Annotated in this window: 16 protein-coding genes; 8 read left to right on the top strand and 8 right to left on the bottom strand. The window is 53.1% G+C overall.

The features are described 5' to 3' along the window. Positions 1-337 precede the first annotated feature (337 nt). From G497_RS0114020 to G497_RS19405, 3 genes are all read right to left on the bottom strand, one after another. Positions 338-3,181, bottom strand: a complete 2,844-nt coding sequence (locus tag G497_RS0114020; protein ID WP_027188619.1) for an HD domain-containing phosphohydrolase — start codon at positions 3,179-3,181, stop codon at positions 338-340. Between the two features lie 615 nt (positions 3,182-3,796). Continuing rightward, entirely contained in the window at positions 3,797-4,903 is a 1,107-nt protein-coding gene (mnmH, locus tag G497_RS0114015; protein WP_084516323.1) for a tRNA 2-selenouridine(34) synthase MnmH, read from the bottom strand. Continuing rightward, the gene (locus G497_RS19405; protein WP_169727012.1) at positions 4,900-8,181 is read right to left on the bottom strand and encodes a hybrid sensor histidine kinase/response regulator; all 3,282 of its coding nucleotides are present in this window, start codon (positions 8,179-8,181) and stop codon (positions 4,900-4,902) included. The genes mnmH and G497_RS19405 overlap by 4 nt, the downstream gene beginning before the upstream one ends. Positions 8,182-8,857: 676 nt before the next feature. Between G497_RS19405 and G497_RS0114005 the strand changes: the two genes are divergently transcribed. The 7 genes from G497_RS0114005 (at position 8,858) to G497_RS0113975 (ending at position 18,262) form a co-directional block, all read left to right on the top strand. Continuing rightward, positions 8,858-10,105 carry a chemotaxis-specific protein-glutamate methyltransferase CheB gene (locus G497_RS0114005; RefSeq protein ID WP_027188617.1) on the top strand — a complete coding sequence of 416 codons (1,248 nt, stop codon included), beginning with the start codon at positions 8,858-8,860 and terminating at the stop codon, positions 10,103-10,105. Positions 10,106-10,184: 79 nt separating this feature from the next. Further along, positions 10,185-12,110, top strand: coding sequence for a HEAT repeat domain-containing protein (locus tag G497_RS0114000; RefSeq protein ID WP_027188616.1), 1,926 nt, complete (start codon positions 10,185-10,187; stop codon positions 12,108-12,110). A 4-nt stretch (positions 12,111-12,114) separates the two neighbouring features. Next, positions 12,115-12,993: a CheR family methyltransferase gene (locus tag G497_RS0113995; RefSeq protein WP_027188615.1), complete on the top strand. Its 879-nt coding sequence runs from the start codon at positions 12,115-12,117 to the stop codon at positions 12,991-12,993. A gap of 10 nt (positions 12,994-13,003) precedes the next feature. Beyond that, positions 13,004-13,780 carry a ParA family protein gene (locus tag G497_RS0113990; RefSeq protein ID WP_027188614.1) on the top strand — a complete coding sequence of 259 codons (777 nt, stop codon included), beginning with the start codon at positions 13,004-13,006 and terminating at the stop codon, positions 13,778-13,780. Continuing rightward, positions 13,777-14,694, top strand: a complete 918-nt coding sequence (locus G497_RS19400) for a chemotaxis protein CheW (RefSeq protein WP_051258156.1) — start codon at positions 13,777-13,779, stop codon at positions 14,692-14,694. Before G497_RS0113990 ends, G497_RS19400 begins: the two co-directional genes overlap by 4 nt. A gap of 15 nt (positions 14,695-14,709) precedes the next feature. Further along, positions 14,710-15,078: a response regulator gene (locus tag G497_RS0113980; RefSeq protein WP_027188613.1), complete on the top strand. Its 369-nt coding sequence runs from the start codon at positions 14,710-14,712 to the stop codon at positions 15,076-15,078. Positions 15,079-15,427: 349 nt separating this feature from the next. Beyond that, on the top strand, positions 15,428-18,262 hold the full coding sequence (locus G497_RS0113975; protein WP_027188612.1) for a chemotaxis protein CheA: 2,835 nt from the start codon (positions 15,428-15,430) through the stop codon (positions 18,260-18,262). Between the two features lie 130 nt (positions 18,263-18,392). Here G497_RS0113975 and G497_RS0113970 read toward each other — a convergent pair whose 3' ends face one another. Further along, positions 18,393-18,779, bottom strand: coding sequence for a carboxymuconolactone decarboxylase family protein (locus G497_RS0113970; RefSeq protein ID WP_027188611.1), 387 nt, complete (start codon positions 18,777-18,779; stop codon positions 18,393-18,395). 119 nt (positions 18,780-18,898) lie between these two features. Between G497_RS0113970 and G497_RS0113965 the strand changes: the two genes are divergently transcribed. Next, a complete protein-coding gene (locus tag G497_RS0113965) occupies positions 18,899-19,810 on the top strand; it encodes a LysR family transcriptional regulator (RefSeq protein ID WP_027188610.1) in 912 nt (303 codons plus the stop codon). Positions 19,811-19,891: 81 nt separating this feature from the next. Here G497_RS0113965 and G497_RS0113960 read toward each other — a convergent pair whose 3' ends face one another. The 4 genes from G497_RS0113960 to qrcB form a co-directional block, all read right to left on the bottom strand. Continuing rightward, the gene (locus G497_RS0113960) at positions 19,892-20,101 is read right to left on the bottom strand and encodes a YegP family protein (protein WP_027188609.1); all 210 of its coding nucleotides are present in this window, start codon (positions 20,099-20,101) and stop codon (positions 19,892-19,894) included. A 385-nt stretch (positions 20,102-20,486) separates the two neighbouring features. Beyond that, positions 20,487-21,743, bottom strand: coding sequence for a menaquinone reductase integral membrane subunit QrcD (qrcD, locus tag G497_RS0113955; RefSeq protein ID WP_027188608.1), 1,257 nt, complete (start codon positions 21,741-21,743; stop codon positions 20,487-20,489). A 13-nt stretch (positions 21,744-21,756) separates the two neighbouring features. Next, positions 21,757-22,614 carry a menaquinone reductase iron-sulfur cluster-binding subunit QrcC gene (gene qrcC / locus G497_RS18390; protein WP_051258155.1) on the bottom strand — a complete coding sequence of 286 codons (858 nt, stop codon included), beginning with the start codon at positions 22,612-22,614 and terminating at the stop codon, positions 21,757-21,759. Positions 22,615-22,625: 11 nt separating this feature from the next. Next, positions 22,626-24,677: a menaquinone reductase molybdopterin-binding-like subunit QrcB gene (qrcB, locus tag G497_RS0113945; RefSeq protein ID WP_027188607.1), complete on the bottom strand. Its 2,052-nt coding sequence runs from the start codon at positions 24,675-24,677 to the stop codon at positions 22,626-22,628. Between the last annotated feature and the right edge of the window lie 9 nt (positions 24,678-24,686).

Raw genomic sequence — 24,686 nt, 5'->3', positions numbered from 1 at the left:
TTTGCGGTGTTACTCGCCATTTTTAAAGGGGGGCAGGACCAAAGAAGTCCAGCCCCCCTTTAAAAATGGCTCGTGCCTAGCCAAACACAAAAACTCACCGTTTCCTCAATAGCCTTTAACTGCGCATTGACTTGTATTGGGGGATCATTCCCCCTGCCCCCGCATCGGCGTTCCAAGAGGACAATTGTGCAGGAGGCACAATTGAGAACCGCCCACATGGCGGGAGCCGAAGCCCGAGGCTCAGGAAGGGCCGAGCCAATCATGCTCTTGGCGGATTTACTTGGGGAGGCTCTGCCTCCCCAAGTAAATCCATCCCACAATTAACTCTCGTTATTCTTTACGGCACCATAAACTCCTCGCCTGCCACATTATCAATCTGTTCCGGTTTCACAAACTTTTTGGCATAGGCGAGATAGATTTTTTCCCGCACGAAGAGGTTATAAATATCTTTATCCAGGTTTCCTTTACGCACCATATCTGCAAGAATTCCCAGGGCCTGGCGCAGTGTTTTCCCTTCTTTATAGGGTCTGTCCGGGGCCGTAAGAGCTTCAAAAATGTCTGCTATTGTCATAATCCGTTCCAGCAGGCCCATTTCTTCTGCCTCCAGTTGCTGCGGGTAGCCATTGCCCACAAGCATCTCATGGTGGCCCCCGGCAATGCGGGGCACATTATCCAGGGTTGGCGGCCAGGGCAGGCTTGAAAGCATACAAATGGTTTGCACCACGTGGTCATTAATCTTGAAGCGCTCTTCAGCCGTAAGAGTCCCAAAACGTATGCACAAATTATACAATTCACCGTAATTATACATACATTCAGGAATCTTCATATCAAACCCCCAAATATTCTTTGGGTCATCTTTGCACACAGGGGGCACTACCTTGCCCCAGGGCACAACATGCCAGGGCTTGTCTGCCAGCAGGGGTTCTTCCACTGGCGGCGGCGGGGTATGTGCCGCAAGGTTACGCTTTTGCTCATCGCGCGAAAGGCCAAGGGAACTGTCAAAATGCCGCACCCAGGTTTGCCTGGCTATGTCATGCAAGCGGGCCATATCTTCATCCCGCATGGACTCTGCTCCAATATTACACCGGGCCACAAAGGCAAATTCTTCTTGCAGCCGGGCCTGTGTTTGCTGGCATTCCTGTAAGGCTTCTTCCGGGGCAGCGTCCTGCAACATGCGCTGCTGGCATTGAATAAGCGCATCACGGTGCAGTACCTCATAACGCATGCGAATTTCATGAATGCGGTTATACAGTGTTTCCAGTTTTGTGGCCTTATCCACCACATATTCCGGGGTCGTCACTTTCCCCAGGTCATGCAGCCATGCCGCAACCCGGAATTCTTCTTCCTGATCCGGGGAAAGGGAAAACGTGGTAAAAGGTGCCTGCTGAGAGGTTTTTATGGCTTCCAGAATCATGCAGGCAAGTTCCGGCACCCGGCGGCAGTGCCCGCCAGTGTGCAACGACTTCGCATCAATAGCGTCTGCCATCAGGCTTATAATGCCTTCCAGCAGGGCTTTTTGGGTAAGAATAAGCTGGCGCATTTCCACCGCCACCGCAGCGGAACCAGCAATTCCTTCAAGGTATTGTGTGAGCTGCTCAAAGTGCGTGCCTTCCTGTTGCTGCAAGGCGCGGGGGTAGTCGATGCACAATACGCCAATCAGCGTGCCTTCCCGGTTGAGCAATGGGGTAAACAAATAGTCGTTGCCCAGCGTTGCGGTGAATGCAGCCAGCACGGCCTCTTTATGCCACTGGGCGTCCCCCACGGGCAACTCTTCAGGAAAGTCTTTTCCCATGGCAGCCGATTTTTGCAAACTATTGCCTGAACCACGCAAATAAACAGCCCCGGCAGAACGTTTCGCCAAAAGCAACAGGTGTTCCAGCACAGCTTCCAGCATATATTCCAGGTTAGGCTCCCTGTTCAAAATCCGCGAAATTTCCCGCATGCTCCGTATGGCTGATGCCATGTCACGCAACACAAAGCCCAGGCGACGCACTTCCCTGAACCGTGTGCTTACCTGCACTGGCGCTGTGAAGTCATAATCACTCAAGGCAACAACCTGCTGGGCTAAATTGACCAGGGGCCGGGCCAACCACCACCCTGCTATTAATGCTGTCATCACTGCCAACAGCAATGTACCAAAGGCAAGCATTAAATAGCGGGGCAGGCTTTCCCGCGCCATAAGCAGCAGTTCGTTTTCCGGAATAACCATGAGCATGCGCAGCTCATTTCCATAAATTTGACGCAAGGGGGAAACAGCGCCAAACAGACTGCCGTTTCTATTGCGTTGCACCCCCGTGGTTTCTTGCTGTGTGGCAAGCTGTTCAAAGAAAACATGATGCAATGCCGTAATGGGCACAGCCCCATCATCTCCTACCAATTGCGTGTCCAGCATTTCTGCTTCCGAGGCAGCCACCACACGCCCGGTGTCATCTACTAGCACTATTTGCGTGTGTGGTGTCATGCGCAGGCGCACAAGCAACTGACTGATATTCCTGGTGGGCAAATTCACCCCCAGCACACCATCTCCCCCCGGAGTTGCCTCCACCATGCTTATGCCTACCTCGCCAGTGTCTACAAAGGCATACGCCCTGGTGGTGGTAGGGCCTGAATGGCTCATGGCCGCTTCATACCAGGCCATCATTCTGGGGGTAATATTAAAGGTATCTGTGGTGTGCGTGCCCAGCAGCATGAGGTTATCATCGTAATAACGAATTTCACGCACAAAGGTATTTTCAGCATTCAGGGTTTTGGTTTGCAACACGAACACGCTTCCCGCAGGGGCGTGTAATTGCAGGGCGCCTAGGTTTTGGGCATAGCGGCGTAGCAGAAAAAGTTCGTCTGTCCCATAGCTCATAAACACCGCGTCAGCTATGGGGGCAGCCCGCAATGCTTCCGCAAACGCTGGCAGCATTTCCAGCCGTTCTTCCACGGTTTTTGCTTCACCAATGGCTGTTTGGCGCAGCATGCGCAGGGTAAATTCCGCTGGCAGCAACGTTTTTTCCAACGACTGGTTCACCGCCCTGGTGGCATACCCAACACTCACTTCCGTTGCGGAAAGAATGCTTTGCGTTAAGCCAGAATACCCATGCACGATGAACAGCACAGCAATCACTGTCATGATGACACTTGCCGCCACAGTGACAGCCATTTGCAAGGAAACCGAACGCCTTCCAGTATCCATTTTTGTCCCCCTACGTAAACATTTTGCAACCACAGGCCCATAGGGTATGCACCTGCTGCAACACGCATATGACAACCATTTGCTTGCAACCTCCTGAACGACACGCCTTCATAGAGAATCATAATAACATTGCGTATAAATTGGATGTTTTTGAATCAATTATGCGCACAAGCAAATAGCATGCATTATATTCGTCAACACTGTACACCAATATTACCATTATCAAAAAAACGAACTTTACGCAACAACAAACCAACAAAACCAGCAAGTTATAATAAATTCTAACAATTCAATATGCTTAGCCGTGCAATGTAGATTCTGATACAACAATACTAAGATACATATACTAAAAGCGCCACAAGCAAAAACAACACGCGTGAAAACAGACTGAAGCAATGCAACTGTAAAATGCGTTATGATTATTCCAAAATAAGGCCATTGCAAAACGCAGTATTGCAATGGTCTTACTTTGTGTTTGTAAAAAAAATGCCCCCCCGCGCTTGGCCAAAGCCAGGCACGCGAGAGGGCACAAAATAGCCAAGAAGAATAGAAGGAAGGCTCGCGCCCTACGACAGGGTGCCACGCCCAATCAAAAACACAAAGCGTACAACCGCTCTACGGCTGCACAAGCTGTGCCTCCAGGGCCAGCAAGCGCTGTGCCGTCTCTTGCGGCGTTGTCCCCGTAATGGTCATGGCATACGCGCGCTTGCGCATTTGCCGGGCATAGCCCTTATCATAATACACCAGCAAAAGACCTGCCAGGGAAGCAATTTCCCCGGCTTCTAAAAGCGCCAACGCTGCACGGTATTGCTGTGAACCAAGACGCTTTTGAATTTTTTCCAGGGCTTTCGCCAAAGAAGCTGGGGGCAATGTGCCGTACTCTTCCACAATACGGACCAAACGTTCCGCAGTGCCAGCTTCCAGCAGCACAGCAGGGGCAGCTTCCTTCACCTGAAAAAGGGCCTGGGGAATACGCACCCTGCCAAGCTTTTCCGATTCATCTTCCACCCACACGGGCCGCGCTCCCGAACAGCACCGCAGGGCCATGGCCAAGCGGTTTTCAAAATGCTCACACGTGGGCTGCCCTTCATGGGGCAAGCTGCCAAAAGCAGAACCACGGTGCCGGGCCAAGTGTTCCAAATCCACCACCTGGGCACCCTGGGCTGCCATGGCATGCAGCACGTCTGTTTTCCCCACCCCAGTTTGCCCCCCAAGCACAAGCAGGCGCACGGGTTGCTGGAACAGGTCCAACACATAATTCCTGAAGGCCTTATACCCCCCACCAAGCCGCCACACGCCATAGCCTGCGCCATGCAGCAAGCGCGCCATGCCAAGGCTGCGTTCACCCCCACGCCAGCAATACACAGCTATATCCTGGCCGGCCCCATGGGCGGTTACCTGTTGCGCCACTTCCAGAAAATAGGGGATTTTGGGGGCTATCAGCTCCAGGCCGCGGGCAAAGGCCGTTTCGCGCCCTTGCTGCTTGTACAACGTGCCAATTTCTGCCCGTTGGTCATTATCAAGAAGCGGCAAAGAAATGGCCCCTGGCACATGGCCCTGGGTAAATTCTGCGGGGGAACGCACATCCAGCACAGGCATTGCTTCAGCCTGCTGCAAGAATAAAGGGACGCCCACAGTCCGTTCTTCCGGAAATTCCTGGGCGGAACAAGTTTCAGTAAAATCAAGGGAGGCAACGGGCGGGTGAGGCATCAATGGTGTCATGGGTGGGCTTTGGTGGCAAGCCCAGCCGCAATGCGGTTAAGCGTGGCTTCCAGTTCAGTGGCAATAATGGGTTTTGAAAGGTAATAGTCCATGCCAAGGCTGAGGTAATATTCCTTATCACCCGTCATGGCGTGGGCGGTAAGGGCAACAAGGGGTATTGTGGTGGAAACAGGCAGGAGCGTGTGTGGCCCTTCTCCCATTTGCAGCATTTCTTCCACCACCGCTGTGGGGGCAATGTCGCTGGCGCTGCCTTCCCGAATGCGGATGGCAACTTCGGTTCCATCCATCACAGGCATCTGAATGTCGGTAATAAGGCAATCAAAATATCGCAGTTGCAAAGCCTCCAGGGCTTGCTGTCCATTGTTCATACACACCACACGGTGCCCTTGTTTTTGCAGCAGGCTGCGAATGGTCAGGCGGTTCACCGGGTCATCTTCAGCCACCAGAATATCCAGGGGCCGAGCCTTCACAGGGTGTTCTTCCACCACTTTTTCTTCTTCCGGCTCTTCTTCCGCTCTTCCAAAGGGAATGGAGCAGTGAATGGTGGTGCCAACGCCCACCTCACTTTCCACAGCCAGGGTGCCGCCCATAAGCTGCATAAGGCGCTGCACAATGCCAAGGCCAAGGCCCGTGCCTGCATACTTGCGGGTGCTTGAACCATCAAGCTGGGTAAAGGCTGTAAAAATATCATTCAGGCGTTCATCGGGTATGCCAATGCCGGTATCCTTCACCGCCACATACATGCACACCTTTCCCTCTGGGCAATAGGGCAGCAGGCTGCATTCCACAGCCACGTCCCCTGATTCGGTAAACTTGAAGGCATTGCCCACAAGGTTAAAAATAATTTGCCGCAGGCGGGCATCGTCGCCCAACAATACCTTGGGAATGTTGCTGCCCATACGCAGCACAAACTTAATGCGCTTTTGTTCAGCTTCATGCACAAACATACCAAGGGTGGAACGTACTGTGGTGGCAAAATCAAAAAGGTGTGGCTCCAGGAAGAACCGGCCTGCCTCAATGCGGGAAAAGTCCAGAATATCGGAAATAATACGCAAAAGGCTGCGCCCTGAATAGTTGGCTGTAACCACATATTCCAGTTGGGTTGTGCTAAGGGTTGATTGCTGCAACAACTGCAACATACCCAAAATGCCGTTAAGCGGGGTGCGCAGTTCATGGCTTACGTTGGCAAGAAACTCGTTTTTGGCACGGCTGGCGGCTTCTGCTTCATCCTTGGCCCGTTGCAGCGTTTGCACAGCCCAACGCCGCCGCAACTGAAACCACATGCCATTAATAAACAGCTCAAACTGGCGCAAGTCTGCGGCCTCATAGGCAGCGGCCTTATTTGCCACCCCCACAATACACACCACCCGCTCGTCCTCAATAATGGGGGCAACCATAAACCGGCTTATGTCCAACTGCTCCCCAATGCACACGGGGTGTTCTGCAAAGGGCTCATTAAATATTTCCCCTCGCCGCAGGCTTGTGGCCATTTCACCCGCCGGGCGCAGCAGCAGGGCATCTGGCACTGTTGCGGGCGGGAAACCATCAAACATGTCTTGCACTTCACGCGACCAAAAATACCGCTGGGCTGATTCCCCCGGTTCTGCCGGAACATACAAAAACCCGATGTTGCTGCTGGTAAGTTCCACCGCGTGGTCCAGGGAGAATTGCACCACTTCCTCTTCCGGGGCAGCGTCCATGTGGGAAAGGCGGTACAAAGCGGCAAAGCGCGACTCGTTCAGGCGCATGGCCTGCATAATGCGCACTTTTTCCGTTACATCCTTCACCATGCAGGCAAAGCGGCCCTGCTCCGTGGGGTAGCCTGTTACTTCAAAGGAAAGGCCCCGCGTATGGCTGGTAAAGGTGGCGGTAACGGCTTTCCCCCCTGCCAGCATGGGGCGAAGGCACGTTGCCATAAGCGGTTCTGCGTCTGGCCCCAAAAGTGCGGCAAGGGAATGGCCTGCCCCAGTTCCTTCCAGGGAGAAAAGCCGGGAAAAGGCAGGGTTCATGGAAAACACACGCAGTTCATGGGCTTGCACCTGTGCCCCGGCAGGCCTTGGGGGGTCCAGTTCACACACCACAAACCCTTCTTCAATGCCATGGAACAAGGCGTAGTAACTTTCCGCCATGCGCCGGGCGCGCTGGGTGTCGCGTATTTGGGCCAGAACAAACAGCACTGTGCCATCCGGGCCTTTTTCCGGCCAGAAGCGGCATTCCGCCTCAAAAGTGCCCAGCAATGAAGAATGCAGCGTTACCTGCTCACAATGGGGTACTTTTTCCAGAAACACTTTGCGCACAGCCGCTTCAATGGCCTGGGTGCCGCTGCCCATAGGGGGGAATGCCTCCCCCACAAAACCGCGGGCCGGGGGCAGCGCATAGGCCGCAAGGGAAGGGCTGGAATAGAGCAACCGCTCCTTGGTATCAAAATGGGCAACAATATCACCGCTGCCAAACCGCCCCCCCATAAGGGCACATTCAGCTTCTCCGGCTATGCTGCCATAGGCTGAAGGCTGCGCCCCAGCCAGCAACAAAGCCGATAGCCGCACAGGCATACGCCCGGCGTCCCTGTGGCACAGCATGTGCAAACACGTAACCCCGGTTTGCGGGGCCACTGCCACACGCACCGGCAGGGAAAGGCGGTCAAACGCCCCGGAGAGCAGCGCATCAATACGCCGCTCAAGGGGCACAGGGTCTATGGCATGCACGCTGCGCAACAACTGTTCCAGCGCAGTGGCGGAGTGCTCTTCTTCCATGTAGGGGGGCGGGGGCCACGCTGCGGAGGTATGCACCGCGTTTGCCGTTATATCCCACTCCCAAAATTCTGCGGGGCACACCCCTGGAACAGGCTCACACACAGTGTGCACGGGGTGCAGCGCACCCGCTGCATCATCCATCTGTTCTGCACTGTGCCCAGGGGTGAGGCCAGCCCCATTGCTCTCTTCTGCCTGGGCAAACAAAGGGGCCGGGCCGGGCACGGCAAAATCCACCGTATCATTGGGGTGCCCATGCACCAGTTGCAGCACCTGAGGGGAAACAGAAACAGAACTTTTAGGCTTAATTTGCGAAGGCGCTTCTGCCCCAAGGCGTGGTTTTGTTTCTGGCTGGTCATCCGAACCAATAAAATTGCTCATGTCGTCTTCGTTTTCCACAAGGCCTATATATTGGAACATATCGTCTTCAGCGCCTTGGCCGCGCACTGGCTGGCCCATACTGCTGTGGGGTTCAATCCCTTCCCCCACAAGGGCAGCATGGTGAGCAATAGTATGTTGCAAGTGCATAACGCGCTGCTGCGCGTCATACAACTCTTGCCTGAGCTGGTTCAATCGTTGCTGCCGGGAGCTGGCCATTGCATACCTCTTGTTTTAGTGAGCGTTTCCCAAGTGCCACTGCATCAGTGTTTTCTTAACGGAAGCCGCCCTGAGACTCTTGGGCAAAAGTCTCATCTTGCCATTCAATTCAGAAAAAAGTATGCCTTACTTCTTGTTGTTCAGCAACACGAAAGCCACGGCATGCAGCCCCAATAAACGCAACTTGCCCCCTGCCATTACGCAAAACTATTGCAAAATTGCCTTGAAGCGGCTTCCCGCAGGGAAGACGACCCCAAAAATACGAATAAAGGAAATTTATTTTCCCTGTAAAATGCTCAGGCTTTGTCGTTTAGGCCATATTTCTGCTTGCGCAGGCAGGACAAAGCATGATGAAAAAGCATGTAAAGCGTAGTATTGCAATGGTCTTTACTAAGTAATTTCGGTGAAAAACCACGTGTACCGCAGAAAACACTCGCGTTATTTCTGCCAATTGAGTATATTCTTGGAAACACTTCCACCTATTCTTGCCTGCACGCTTTTATCTTACCCTTCTTTTCTGTCAGCAAGGCAGGCAAGGTCTGCCTCACCGTCCGTTAACTGCGGCAGCCGGTTTGGCAAAAGTAGCAGTGTTTATAAAGGAGAAGACGTGATTAAAGTGCTTATTGTGGACGATTCCCTCTTTATCAGGCGCACCCTGAAAATGCTGCTTGAAAAAGAAACCGATATTGAAATTGTGGGCATGGCGGCTGATGGCATGCAAGCCCTGGAAATGGTTACCAGCCTTGACCCGGACCTGATAACCATGGACGTGGAAATGCCCCGCATGGATGGGATAACCGCCCTGAAACGCATTATGGAAGAAGCCCCTACCCCGGTTATCATGATTAGCTCGCTCACCACAGAAGGGGCAGACGTTACCTTCAAAGCCCTGGACATTGGTGCCCTGGATTACATTGCCAAACCTGCTTCCGGCAGCCTGGACATTGTCGCCCTGCAACAAGAACTGGCCTCACGGGTGCGTGCCCTGGCACGGCGCAAAGCCTTAATGCGCCTTATTCACCGCAGCAAAAGCCGCAATGCCCAACCCGGTTCTGCCAGCCCAGCCATGGGCAGCACAGGTACTGGTGCCAAAATGAGCACCATTGACAGCAGCCGCCCAGCCGCTCCTGAAAGACCTACCTTTGTAGAACGAGGAACCTTTTCAGACCGAGGAACCAGCACAACGCACACCTTGGGGCATGAACCCAGCCAGGCAAGTGCTGCCCGCTCTTCCAGCCCGGTGGCCGGGGGGGGGGAAGTGCCCGTGCGTTTTGGCAGGGCCCCCTTTGATGTAGTGTGCATTGGCGTTTCCACCGGGGGGCCACCTGCGGTGCAAAAAGTGCTTTCCTCCCTGCCGGGAAATTTTCCGGTGCCCCTGCTTATTGCCCAGCACATGCCCATGTCGTTTACCGGGCCATTTGCCAAACGCCTGGACGGCCAATGCGCCATTCAAGTAGAAGAAATTGCTGAAACGGTTCGCCTTAAGCCCGGCACAGCGTATGTGTGCCGGGGTGGAATGCACTTGCGCCTTGAAATGCGCGGGGGAGTGCTGTTTGGGGTGGTGGGGGAAGAACCCAAAAGCGCCCTGTACAAACCTTCTGCCAACGAGCTTATGGCTTCCGCCGGAAATGCCCTTGGCAAACGTGCGCTTTGTGTTATTCTAACAGGCATGGGCAACGATGGCCTGGAAGGAACCAAGGTACTTAAAGCCAAGGGCGGCTTTGCCATTGCACAAAATGAAGCAAGTTGTGTTGTTTATGGTATGCCCAAAGCTATTGTTGATGCAAAACTTGCCGATGAAATAGTGGACATTGACCACATGGGGCCAACTATTCTTAGCCACTTCACGCGGTAAGACTCATCCATTCATAGTACATGAATGGCGGGGAGCATCTCCCCTCGTTCTCACAGAATTACAAACGGGAGCCCTTTGTATGCCTACACAAGAAACCGCAATGACCCTGCTGCAAAGCGCAGACCCTGAAGAAATGAGGGAAGGGGCCTACCTTGCCGGAAAAATACGCCTGGAAATAGCTGTGCCCCTGTTGTTTGCCCACCTGCAAAGCAAGCACAAAGGTGTTCAGGAAGCCGCAGACTATGCCCTGCGCAAAATTGGCGGACCCAAAGTGGTGCAAGGCGCCATTCCCCTCCTTTCCTGTGAAGATGCCCCCATACGTAATATGGGTATGGAAATTCTGCGCGAACGCGGCGCGGAAGACCTGAACGCCCTTACCCAGCTTTTGCACAGCAACGACCCTGATATCCGTATTTTTATTACCGATATCCTCGGCTCCGTAAACAGCCCCCTGGCCATTCCGCACCTGTGCCATGCGCTTTTGCACGACCCGGAAGTCAACGTGCGCTACCAGGCGGCCATCAGCCTTGGTTCCCTTGCCAAAATGGAGGCCGCGGAATGCCTGAACAAAGCCCTGCATGATGAAGAATGGGTACAGTTTGCTGTTATTGAAGCACTTACCAAACTGCGGGCGGAGTCTTCCGTTTCTTTCATGCTTGCGGCCCTGGACAAAGCTTCCGACCTGGTGGCGTCCAGCATTATTGACGCCCTGGGGCAAATGGGAAACATCAAAGCTGTTCCCCTGTTGCTAAAGCGCCTGGAAGACGCCCCTACCCCCCTGGCCAACCTCACGGTAAAGGCCATTATCAACATTTTGGGGGAACACACCCTGAACCTTTTGGGCGCAAAAGAGGTAGCCCGCCTGCGGGACTACCTCATGCAAGCCATGGAAGACGACGACACAACCATTCAGGATGCAGCCATTAAAGGGCTTGCCACCGTGGGCGGGGAAGAAGCTTCCCAACGTATTATCTTGCTGGCTTCCACCCTGGACCAGGAAGAAGACATGGAACGCCTGGAACGCTGTGTGGATGCCATTGCCCGCATTGGCATGACCAAAGCTGTGGAAAGCGCCGTGCGTGACCCTAATGAAGCCACAACGCAGGTTGCCCTGGCCGCAATTTTGCGTATGCCCGGGGTGGATAAAGTCGCCCTGCTCAGCCGCCTGTTCTGGGAAAGCCCCCGCAACATTCAGCGCATAATTATTGTGGAACTTGCCAAAATTGCAACGCCGGAAGACCAGCCCTTTTTCCTTCAGGCACTGCAACGCCACACTGATGGCACTGTGCTGCGCGGCGCCCTTGAGTTTCTGGCAGCCAAAGGAAGCCCCCAAGGGGCGGAAGACGATATTATTGAACTGCTTGTCCACCCTTACGACGACGTGAAAGAAGCAGCTATTCTTGCCTGCGTAGCCTTGCGTTCACCCCGTATTTTGGACCATCTTGTACGTATGATACACACACAAGATGCAGACCAGCGCATGATGGGTGTGTATGCCCTGGGCCAAATTGCCCCCAAAACATACCAGGAAGACCTGCAAAAAGCCCTGCAAGACAGCGCAGCAAGGGTTCGTGCCCTGGCAGTTGAGGGGCTTTCACGCATTTTGCCCATGCCAGACGTCATTGCCACAGCCATTACCAACCAGTTTACAGACAGTGACCAGGACGTGCGCATTGCTGTTATTGAAGCTTCCAATTGCATGAAGGAAGAAATTACACGCCCCCTTCTGCTTGAAGCCCTGTATGATGCAGACCCATGGGTGCGCATTCGTAGCCTTGAAAAACTCAGCCAGCGCAATGCCCACTGGAGTGTGGAAAAGCTGGTGGAGTGCATTGGGCAAGAAGAAGACCCACTGGTTATCATGAAAGGGATTGAAGCACTGGGGGTTATTGGCGGCGAAATTGCGTTCCGCGCACTCCTTTCGCAACTGAACAATGACGATGCAGACATTCAGGCGGCCGCAGAAAACGCCATTGAACAAATTCGAACACGGGCGGGGGAATAAACACATGGCACTTTTTTCCACTTCTCCTGGGGCTGGAGCCCGCGACATAAAAGCAACCCAGGAAGAATTCGCTCAATTGCGGAACTTCATTTACGAAACAAGCGGCATTTACATTGCCGATACCCGCAAATATCTTGTGGAAAACCGCCTTGGCAACCGCCTGCGCGAGCTGAACCTGAAAAACTTCAATGAATACTACCAGTATTTAAAGTTTGACGCTAACCGCCGCACGGAAATGGTAAAGCTGTTTGAAGCCATTACCACAAACGAAACCAGCTTTTACCGCAACCCGCCGCAACTGAAAGTATTTCAGGAAGTGGTGCTGCCCAAGGAACTGGAAAAGCTCAGGGCCGCAGGGCAAAAGCGCCTGCGCATCTGGTCTGCCGGGTGTTCCACAGGGGAAGAACCCTACACCATAAGCATGATTTTGCATGATGTGCTGAAAACAGAAATCAGCTCATGGGACATTAAAATAACCGCCAACGACCTTTCAGAAGCTGTTCTTGCCTCTGCCCGTAAGGGTGTTTATAGCGAATACGCCCTGCGCACCACCCCCCTGGATATTATTAATAAATACTTCAAAAAAGAAGGAACAAACTACACGGTAGACCCCAAAATTAAGCGCCTTGTTTCTTTTGGGCACACTAACCTCAGCGACCGCGCCCTGCTCAAACGGGTTGATCGCTCCCACATTATTTTCTGCCGTAATGTTATCATTTATTTTGACGATGAGATGAAGAAGCAGGTCATTGCATCATTCTACGATAACCTGCTGCCCGGCGGCTGTATGCTTATTGGGCACTCGGAATCGCTGCACAGCATTTCCCGCACGTTCCACCCTGAACACCACACCGGCACCATTGTGTACCGGAAAAAAGAATAGGGCGGTACGCATGCAACGCGCCGTTGTGCTAACCATAGCAAACCAGAAGGGAGGAGTGGGCAAAACCACCACCGCTGTTAGCGTGGGGGCCGCCCTTGCAAGAGCAGGGAAACGGGTTTTGTTGCTGGACCTGGACCCACATGCCAATGCCTCCATTCACTTGCGCCTGTATCCGGAAGAAACGCCTTACACCACTTATGACGTGTTTATGGCACAAATACCGGAAAGCCCGGCCCTTTGGCAACAGGTACGCATTGTGCATGAATCGGCAGGGTTTGATGTGGTGCCCGGTAGCGTACGCCTTGCAGAACTTGAAATAGACCTGCGTGAACGCCCCGGAAAAGGTGCCGTGCTGCGCACAGCATTAGAAGCTGTGCGGCAAGAGTACGACTACATTGTTTTGGATTGCCCCCCCCATGTGGGAATTTTACTGGTAAATGCCCTGGTGGCGGCAGATTGGCTCATTATTCCCATTCAAACAGACTTTCTTGCCTTGCATGGCCTGAAGCTTCTGTTTGATACCATTGGAGTGCTGAACAAAATACTGCCAGCCCCTGTGCGCTACAGAGTGTTGCCCACATTATACGACAAACGGGCTGGCGCTTGCTCCAGAGTGCTGGAACTGCTCTCCCGTAAAATGGGGCACAGCATGTTTGCAACAACCATAGGCATGGATACCCGCTTTCGTGAGGCAAGCGCCCATGGTCGTGTTATCTACGAAATCGCACCCAATTCACGGGGTGCAAAACAATATGAAGCCTTGGCACAAGAGATTATGGCGTTATGAAAAGCCCTGAAGAATATTTTTCCGACTGCAACTTCTCAGAAACCGAGGACAAAGGCACTGGCTTTACCTCGGCTGAACAGGCGTTTATTGAGAAATACATGGGGGCAGATGCCGGAGCCATTCTGGCAGGGTTGAACTTGCCTGCCAGCGCACCCGCCCCGCAAATTCAGCCTGAAGTTGCAGCACCCGCCCCGCAAGTGCAACCCTTGGCTGCTGCTCCTGCCCAGCAAGTGCAGCCTGAAATTACAACTCTTGCTCCGCAGATGCAGCCCGAAGTGACAGCACCTGCTCCGCAAATGCAGTCCGAAGTGACAGCACCTGCTCCGCAAATGCAGCCCAAAGTGGCAGCACCCGCCCCGCAGGCTAAAGTGGCTGCCACTGCCAGGGCACAGGCAGAAACCTCCAAAATTCATTTTGAGCAGGCAGAAGCCCTTACCACCTACAAAGAACCTGAAAACGACGGGCTGTATCAAAACCTGCGTGAGGCCACCGACCTGCTCATGGTGGGCTTTTACCTTGGCAACCAGGAATTTGTTGTGCCTGTGGCAGCCGTGCAGGAAGTTATTCGCACTCAGCCCATTGCCAAGCTTCCTGCTTCGCCCCCGCTGGTAGCAGGGGTTATTAACCTACGCGGGCAAGTAACCCCGCTCATTATGTTGCGCCATGTGCTTGAAGTGCCCAGCCCGCGGCAATCTGATGACAACTTCATCATTGTGTGCAGGCGTCTTGGCCTTCAGGTTGGGCTTTTGGTAGAGCGCATTCACACCATGTACCGGGTGCCCCAAACCGACATTGACTGGAACATTGAAGCCCACCTTGGGGTGACCACAGACCTGATTGCAGGGGTGGTAAAACTGCGCGAACAACTTGTGAGCATAGTTTACGTTGACAAAATAGTGACCAGCATCCTGTAGAGAGAGGAATCGGCCATGTCCAAGCATATTCTTATTGTTGATGATTCCAAAACAGTACGCAACCTTGTGGCGTTTATAATGAAGAAAGAAGGGTTTAAGGTAACCACGGCAGAAAACGGGCTGGACGGCCTGGAAAAGTTGTATGCCGCTGAACCCGTTGACCTCATTATATGCGATATTAATATGCCTGTTATGGATGGACTGACATTCATCAAAAACCTTCGGGAACAAGACCAATACAAAGACCTGCCCATTGTGGTGCTTTCCACTGAATCGCAGGAAAAAGACATTCAGCTTGGCATAGAGTTTGGCGCAAACCTGTACATGGTAAAACCAGCCCAGCCCACTGCCATGATAACCAACGTGCGTATGCTGCTTGGCTAGGGAAACACTGATGACGTGTTGTTCTTTGTCTTTTTGCGCAGCAAAATGACCATAATCCACGCATAAGGAAAATTCACTTTTCCTGTAAAATGAGTAGATTATATGCCTCCCCAAGCAAGTGGCTTTCACTTGCGCGAAGCATATCGCTCCATTCTCTTATCACCATGGATTATTTTGCATTGCCCGGCGTGTTACAGGAAAGAAATGCCTCTTTTCAAAACCACAATGCCCCAAGAAATATGGCAAGATTTTTGCATAAATCATTGAACACCTCAAATTTGCACTCCCGCTCATGAATAGGGGTGCCGCAGCATGGGGCATAAGGTTTTACGCCAGGAAAGGATAGATTATGAGCCAAGATTTTATAGATGCCGAACTCTTTGCCGACTTCATTATTGAAGCCAAAGAGCACCTGGAAACCATTGAGCCGAACCTGCTGGAGCTTGAAAAAGCCCCAGACAACCTTTCGTTGCTCAACGAAATATTCCGCCCTATGCATTCCCTTAAGGGTGCTTCCGGCTTTCTTGGTCTTAACCGCATAAACGGCCTGGCCCACAAGGCTGAAAATATTTTGGATGAATTGCGCAAAGGCACCATTGCTGTTAACTCCGAAATAATGGATGTTATTCTTGCCTCCACCGACGCCTTACGCCAAATTATTGACAACCTTGAAAAATCCAATACTGAAGGGGACGTAGACACTGCCCCCCTTATAGTTACCCTGGACTCCCTGCTGGAAGCACAGCTTGCCCACGGGGGTGCCCCCAAAGCAGCTCCTGCCCCTGCGCCACAAGCCGCTGCCCCTGCACCCATTGCCCCGGCACCCCAAGCCACAACGCAAGAAGCCCCTGAACAGCTACAAGGGGAAGATGCCGCAATCCCCCAGGAAATAGAGGAAAAATCTTCCGGTGATGTGCCCAGTTGGCTTGCCCGCTTGCCCCGTAAAGAGGGGTATCAGCTCACGGCCTTTGGAGAGAGCCACCTGAAAGACTTTATGGAAGAGGCCAAGGAAAATACGTCCTGCCTCACGACCGGCCTGCTGGAACTGGAAAAAAACCCCGACGAACAGCACGACGAACTGGTCAACGACTTATTCCGTTTTTTCCACAACCTCAAGGGCAACAGCGGCATTATTGGGTTTGCTGAAGTAAACAGCCTTACCCATGAAGCAGAAACATTGCTCAATTCTGTGCGAAAAAATGAATACCCGGTTAGCTCTGCCCTGGTGGACCTGCTGTTGCTGGTGGTGGACACACTAGACGCCCTTGTGACGAACATCGATATTTCCACCTCCCGTGTTTCCCCCCTGGACCCCGAAGACTTGCTCATTAAATTACGCCAGGCTGTGGCTGGTGGCGCAGTAGAGCTGCCGGAAAGCCTACGCAACCAGGATGTGCAGCCTTCTGCGCCCAGTGAGCAGGCCCCCCCTGCCATTTCGGTACAGAACACCCAGGCCGCAAGCCAAGAGCTGGAAAAAATTTCAGCCTTCAAAAGCACCATTGCCCAGCAAAAAGTACTGCTGGATGAAGCCTTGCAAGGGTTCAGAACTGACGGCACAAACCAGATCTATGCCGACGCCATGTTCCGCGCCTTGAGCACGGTGCAAAGCTCGTGCAGTTTTATGGGCCTGGATGAAATAAAATCATACACAGAGCGCACCGCAAATATTGTGAAACAAGGCCGGGAAACGGACTTGGACTTTTCCATGATGGCAGACCTGCTGGAACAGGAATGCGCCATTATTATTGACATGGTGGGCAATGCCATTCCGGGCCTGGAAGCCGCCCTGCCAGCCGAGCCCCCTGCCGTGCAGCCTGCCACAGAAACGCCGCTGCAACAAACAGCCCAGGCCCTGGAAGCCATTCCGCCTTCCGCAGAAAAAGTGGAAGCACCTGCTGCCAGTGCCCCCCCTGCCCCAAAGCCTGCCCCCACCCAGGGCAACAGCGGGGGCAACAAGGCCCCGGCAAAGCAGGAAGAAAGCACAGCCAAAACATCTTCCACCATTCGGGTTGACCACGAAAAGCTTGACCACCTTATGAACCTCATTGGCGAGCTGATTATTAACCGCAACCGCTACACCATGATTTCCCGCCAATTGGAAGCAAGCGACAAGCACGACATCGGTCTTATCGCCCAGAACCTTTCGGAAACAACATACGCCATGGCGCGTATTTCCGACGACCTGCAAGATACCATTATGAAGGTGCGCATGGTGCCTGTGGCTTCTGTGTTTTCCCGCTTCCCACGCCTTGTACGCGACCTTTCCCGCAAAAGCGGCAAAGACGTTGACTTGGTAGTGGAAGGTGAAGAAACAGAACTGGATAAAAGCGTGGTGGAAGTTATTGGCGACCCATTGGTGCACCTTATTCGTAACTCCATGGACCACGGCATTGAACCAGACGAAATACGCCGCACCACCAACAAACCCCCTAAGGGCACTGTTTGGTTGCGGGCCTTTTACCGCGGCAACTCGGTAGCCATTGAAATTGAAGATGATGGCAAAGGCATTGACCCGGAAGTAATGCGCCAGGTGGCAGTGCGCAAAGGCGTTATTACGGCTGAAGAAGCAAAACTGCTGGACGACAGGGAAGCCATAGAACTTATTTTTGCCCCCGGCTTCTCTTCCGCTGAGGTTATTACCGACATCTCCGGCCGGGGCGTTGGTATGGACGTGGTGCGTACCAACATCAAAAACCTGAAAGGCAGTATTGGCATTCAGTCGGAAGTGGGCAAAGGCACCAAGTTCACCTTGCTGCTGCCCCTGACCCTGGCCATTATTGATGCCCTTATGGTTAACGTGGCCCAGGAAATGTACGCTATTCCCCTGGACGCTGTTTCCGAAACTACCAAAATTGAAGCCCACCGCTTAACCGACGTCAAAGGCAGAAAAGCCGTTACCCTGCGGGGCGAAGTGCTGGGTATTGTGAGCCTTGCCGAACTGCTTGGCCTGCCCTGCAACATGGCACAGCAAGAAATGCTCTCCGTTGTGGTCATACAAGACAATGAACGTCGCCTTGGCCTTGTGGTAGACAGGCTGCTGGAACGCCAGGAAATTGTTATCAAGCCCCTCAGTTCCTACCTTGGGGACCTCAAGGGCATTTCCGGGGCCACCATTATGGGCGACGGCAGCGTTATTCTTATTCTTGAGCCGCACGAAATCTACACCCTGGCCATTGCCAAGTAGAGACACACTCCACTGCACTACAAAAACCTCTCAGGGCACTGCAACCTGCCCCTCTATAAACACAATGACCTTGGGAAGAATCTTCCCAAGGTCATTGTGTATTTAAGCATCAAGCAGTACCAACGGTTCCTTAACTTTGGGATGGCGTATGGGCTGCAAACACCTCCTTGGCGGCAAACAGGCCATTCAAGGCGGCAGGGAACCCGGCATACACAGCCATTTGCATAATAACTTCTATGATTTCTTGCTGCGTGCAACCCACATGCAAGGCTGCGGCAAGGTGCACCTTCAACTGCGGTGTAGCGTTGCCAAGGGCCGTGAGGGCCGCAATCACGGCAATTTCCCGGCTTTTGAGGTCAAGGCCGGGCCGTGAATAAATATCGCCAAAGGGAAATTCAATGAGGTAACGGGCAAAATCTGGCGCTATGTCCTGCAAACTTTCTACTACGGCTTCGCCGCCCTTACCGTCTACCTGTTGCAACATGGCAAGGCCTTTTGTGTATCGTTCTGATTGCATATAATCTCCTTATGTTGTTTCATACCAAGTTACAACCCTACAGATTGCAACTTGGTATGAAACAACATAAGGAGTCAACCACGCTTTGCATCATACCCTTTTTGTGATACCTCTAAGGTATGACAAATTCATATCTTGATACCATTGATGTACGCCTGCTCCGCTACTTTGCGGTGGTGGCAGAAGAATGCAATTTACGCCGTGCAGCACAGCGCCTGTTTATGTCACAGCCGCCACTGAGCAGGCATATGAAAAATCTTGAAGAATACCTGGGGGTCACGTTATTTACCCGGCATACCAAGGGGCTGACCCTTACCAACGAGGGCACCAAGGTATTACAAACAATTCAGCCTCTTTTGAGAACGCAGGAAAGCGTCTATGAACAGTTACGAGAATTTTCTACAGCGTCTGAAAAGCGCGTGGCAGTCGGTTTAACCACTGCTTTTGAGCAGGGCACATTCACAACCCTGGAAAAACGCCTGCGGGAATATTACGGAGAACGTTTGCGCCTTGTGCGCTCTGATTCTCTCAAGTTAGTGCGGGATGTGAAGAAGGGAAAACTGGATGCCGCCTTTGTGGCGCTGCCCCTTGATGCCCCAGGGCTGGAGTTGCAAGCAACACACTATGCGGAACCGCTGTTCGCGGTACTGCCTAGCCATTGGTTGGAAGCGGAAAAACCAGGGTTGGCACTCAAGGAGTTCAACGGCAAACCCTTGTTCTGGTTTCATCGGGACAGCAACCCGGCATTTTTTGATTTCACAAAAACTGTGTTCGCCCATGCGGGGTATGAACCGCTGTTTATGGAAGAACCCGAAGAACACGATGTGTTGCTTGCTCGTATTGCCGCAGGAGAGGGCATAGGGCTGTTTGCGGCCTCATTCGCAGCTATTTCCCGTAAGGGCGTTACCTTTTCCCCTGTGGCAGAAGGAGAGTTACTCCGCTTAGCATTAGGCATAACCTCCCTACCCGGCAACGAATTCCTGGCCCAAGAACTGGTGGAACTGGCTGCGGCAGCATTGCCCACTCCATAAAAAAAGCGCCCTCGGGAGTCAACTTCCTGTGGGCGCTTTGTAGTAAGCAATTGCAATCAATAAGCAAAGGCGCACAGCATTTTAAAAATACACTGGTGAGGCGGCCTCAGCATCCAAGGGAAGTGCATCTTCCAGAATAAACCCATTGGCCTCGGCATCTGCCAGGCAATCTGCCTTTGAATCATACCCGTTTTCAGCGCCAGCTATAATTCTGTTATCTTCCGCAAGTACACGCCAGCGCCACTGGCCATTATTGTCAATATAGACAGAGAGAGTTTCCTGCTTATCCATGGCAACCTCCTTGCCCTAAATTGTGAAGGACATAGGCATATGCCTGTACTAAAACACCGTAAAACATACCATTAATGAATTGTGCAGCTGTTCACCTTGCTTGTTCCTCTCCAAATAACCGCACAAACAAGCTGGCAATAAGCCCACACACTATTCAGCAATGATTACAGGAAGAGTAATACTGTTTACCAATAAAATCCAGCGTAATTTTTCATTTTTAGCGCATTAAAAAATTGGTTGATAAATAAAGAGGATACAGAAGCCGTCCTTGAGGCTCTTATACATACTTCAGGGATGTGCACACAAATACAGGTGCCCGAAACACAAAAACGAAACAGGGGGCCACATTGCTGCGGCCCCCTGTTGTTTTCGTATACCCTGTATACTAGCGCTTGTTCAGCTTTACTTCCTGTGGGAACACAGGCAGGTAGCGGTAGGAAATGCTCAAAATAAGCATACCGTAAGCCACCACAAGGCCACTGGCTGCCCATTCTACCCAGTTGGGCATATAAAGCTGCCACTGGTCAAAGGGCAGAATCTGCTGGGCAAGAGTCTGCACAGTTTGCACATAGCGGTTAATGGTCACCCCAATGCACACAAGAATGGCAGAACCGTAGAAAATAGCCGGGTTGTTACGTAAATCTGCCTTCAGCAACAGGTAGCAAGGCACAACGCCGCACAGCAGAATTTCCGTATACAGTAACCACTGCCCGTAGATATTCCCATGAAAAAACTGGTCAAAGGTCATGCCCTGGCGGGGCATAAGGCCGGAAGCCCAGGCCCAGGTGTCCAGAATTTTAAAGGTAATATACACAAGCAGCATGGTGCCGGCAATTTTGCCCATCAGTTGCTTAATGTCCCAGGAAACAAGCTTACGGCCTGTTACCTTTTCCATCATGGTCGTAACAAGCACTGTGAACAGCGGGCCGGAGGAAACAGCGGAAAGAACAAACAGGAAGAAGGTCCAGGGCCAAATGAAGAACCCTTCACGGTAGGCATAGGGGCGGGCAAACAGCACGCCATACATGCCGCCCAGGGAACCCTGGTGGAACGTGGAAAGGAAGGCACCAATACCGGCAAACAAGGGCATGGTCAGGTGCAGGTTGTGGGCAATGGCATGCAGCAGAGGATTTTTATACAACTGGCGCTGTTCAAAAATCAGCGGGATGTATTCAATAATCAGCACAATGCAGTAACAGGTAATACAGAAAATTACTTCTGTAAGCATGGAGTGCACGTTGGCATGCCAGTAACCAAACCAGGCCCGCAAGGGCTGGCCAATGTCCAGCACCAGAATGAGCATGGCCCCGGAATAGCAGATAAAACCAAGAATAACCGCAAGGTTAATGATGTTTTTCAGCGGGTCAATATTCAGAATGTAGCGCAACAGGCCGGAAAAAAAGGCCCCTGCACCCAAGGCAATAACCGCAAGGTCAAAGGTAATCCACAGGCCAAACCCAAAACGGTCGTCCAGGCCTGTGGTGCCCAGCCCCTGGCTAAGCACAAGGAATGCCGCATACAGCCCCCACATGAACAGTGCCATAATGGGTGTAAGCCACGCAAGAAACTGGGAGAAAGAGCAACGCTCTACCCCTTCCGGGAACAGAGCCGCATCAATGGGAAGGTTATAATTCTTATCCATGGTTCGCTACCCCTTACTTCTTTGCCGGGTCATTAGGGCTTTCGTGGTGGCCAGGGAACAAGACTGCCTCGGGATGCCCGGTTTTTTCATGGGCAAGGTAGTTGTCGCCCTGGCGGCGCACCCATTCCCGGCTGCTCAGGTAATACACAGCCGTGTCTGTTCCCAGGCGCTCAAGCAGGCGGAACGCATTGGGATTTTTGTGGGTAAGCTGATACACGCGATGCTCTGGGTTGTTCAGGTCACCAAACACAATGGCACCGTTGGGGCAAGCTTCTGCGCAGGAAGTTACGTACCCGTCTTCGGGTATGTTGGAATGGCGGTGGCCATCCCTTCCTGTCACCATAATGGGTTCACCATTGGCCCGCAGTGTGTCTTTGGCCTTCATGTAGCGGTGGTGGCAAAACGTGCATTTTTCCACTACGCCACGGGGGCGTGCAGAAACATCCGGGGTAAGCACCTTGTCAAGGCCACCCGGCCATACGGGGTCGTGCCAGTTAAAGTAACGGGCGTTGTAAGGACAGGCTGCCATACAATACCTGCACCCAATGCAGCGCGGGTAAATTTGGCTTACAATGCCCCCTTCCTCGTTCCGTTCAGTGGCAATAACCGGGCACACCGTGGCGCAAGGCTGCTTGGCACACTGCTGGCATGGACGCGGCAGGTAAGCAACGTCGTGTTCAGGGAAAGCTTTTCCGTTGGAAAGCTCATAAACAACAAGCCAGTTCATCACACGAAGCTTGTTGGAAGCATCAGGCACAGGGGCCAGGTTGTTTTCAGCCTGACAGGCCACCATGCACGCGCCGCAGCCCGTGCATTTGTCAAGGTCAATGGCCATCCCCCATTTGACATTGAATTCTTTTACTGCTGACATGGCATGCGTCCTTATGCTTTAACAACTTCTACGCTGGTTCTAGACCACACGCAAAGTCCTGTTTCCGGTTCAGTGGTAGCCGTCAGTAACTCCATGACGTTGGCGCCTTTGTTCTGGCTGAACTCATCCAGCGCCGTCCGACCAAGACCGGTGCACAAGGCCACGCTTTCAGGCGTAAGCCCTTCAAACACACGCACGCGGGCCGGAATGCTTTGCTTGCCAGCGCGCACCGCCACAAGGGCGTTGGGCTCCAGTCCTTTTGCCTTGGCTGTAGCACCGTTCATCACAGCAAACATGGTGTGGCCAGCAAGTTCAGTGGCCCGCAATGTTTTGGTGTTGAACGGCGGAATGCCCGTATTGGCTGTACCAAGGTTCAGTTTGCTGAACACCACAAGCTTTGTGCCACTGCCAAACTTGGCTTCTGTAGCCTTGTCCATAAGCTCTGGGCGCAGGCGCAGGGCATCGGCTGTGGCCGTGGCTTCCAGCACCTTGGGGGTGCCTTTGGCCAGGGCGGGCAATTTGGCCCCAAGCCCTTCGGCTTTGGCCTTCACCACATCGGCAAACTTGGCAAAGCCCAGGTCTTTCTTCATTTGCTTGGCAATAAACAGCAGCATGTCTGCCGTGGCCCTGGCATTTTCGTCTGCCGGAACAACGGGGGAAGTGACACAGTAAATACCTTTGCCAGCACCGTAGGGTGTGAAGATATCGTCTGTGCGTTCAATACCCATGGGAACTGGCAGCACCAGGTCGCACAGGGCGGCTGTTTCATGCATAAAGGTGCTGAAGCACACTTTAAAAGGAATGGTGGCAAGGGCAGCCTTTACCGCTGCCGGGTTAGGCAAGGCATAGGCCGGGTTTGCTTCATGCAGCACAAGGGCCTTGGGCATTTTCTTGGCATCAAGCCAGCCTTGCAGGCTGTTGGCATACACGTCGCGGCGCGAAGCAGCCCCTTTCACAACCTGGGGTGCGTCTGGCAGCAGGGTAAGGCCACCGGGCTTGTTAATGTTGCCAAGCAAAGCGTTCAATGCCACAGCAGCCATTACCGGGGCACTGCCCTGGCCTTCACCACCGGCAATAACCAGGGGCGCTTTGGCTGCCAGCAAGGCGTCAACCACCGTCTTCACAGTTTCCGGAGAAACCCCGGTGATTTTGGCAACGTCTTTGGCGTTGTTGCGTTCTGCCAGGCGGCGGAAGGCGTTAAAGTCTGTACTGTTCACCGTGCGCCCACGGCGAATAAGTTCCTCCGCAAGGCTTAAGGCAAAGGTCACTTCTGTACCGGGCAAAATGGGCACCCAAGGCTTGGCCAGGGCTGCCGTTTGGTTTTGCATGGGGCCGGCGAACACAAGGGCAGCCGCCGGAGCAGCCTTTTCCCCTGGGTGGGGGCGCTTTTCAACCAGAATACGGCGGTTGCGTACCACCGTACCCCAGGTTTCCAGAATGTTTGAACCAATGGCCAGCACATAATCGCTGTTTTCCAGGTCATAGCCCAACTGGGCTTCAACGCCCATGGCCTTGGCAGCGCCTGCGGCGGCTTGCCCTTCTGAAGGCATAAGGAACACGTCTTTGCTGCCAATGGCGGCGGCAAAACCTGCCATTACGTCCAGGGTAGAGCCTGTTTCATCACCGCACACAAAAGCGGTGGAAGCGCCAGCCTCTTTCAGCCGTGCTGCCAGCATTTCCCCGGCTTCAGCCCAGGTAATGCGAACGTAGGCACCGTCGGCAGAACGGCGCAGCGGGGCATGCACGCGGCCCGGGCTTTGGGTCATTTGCACTTCAGCAACGCTGAGTGCACTAACCCCGCCACCAAGGGGATGTTCCGGGTGGGGCAGCGCCCGCACGGGGCGGCCTTCCACAAGGCGTACCTGCATGGCTACAGCAGATGGGCACATTTTGCTTACCACAGGCACAAAGGAATTGGGCCCGTGCTGTAACCGGGGAATCCAGCCCCAGTTTTGTGTCCAAATACTCACGTCGTCTAACAATTTCCAGGGAAGCGGGGTGACCATTATGCCAGCGCTTGCCCCAGCCATGAATTTTATGAATGCTCTTCTGTCAAATGCCATGATGCACCC

This window comes from Desulfovibrio cuneatus DSM 11391, from assembly GCF_000430005.1.
GTDB classification, from domain to species: Bacteria; Desulfobacterota; Desulfovibrionia; order Desulfovibrionales; family Desulfovibrionaceae; genus Frigididesulfovibrio; species Frigididesulfovibrio cuneatus.
Note: the sequence above shows the minus strand (reverse complement) of the source record. Positions and strands in the feature narration are given on the sequence as shown.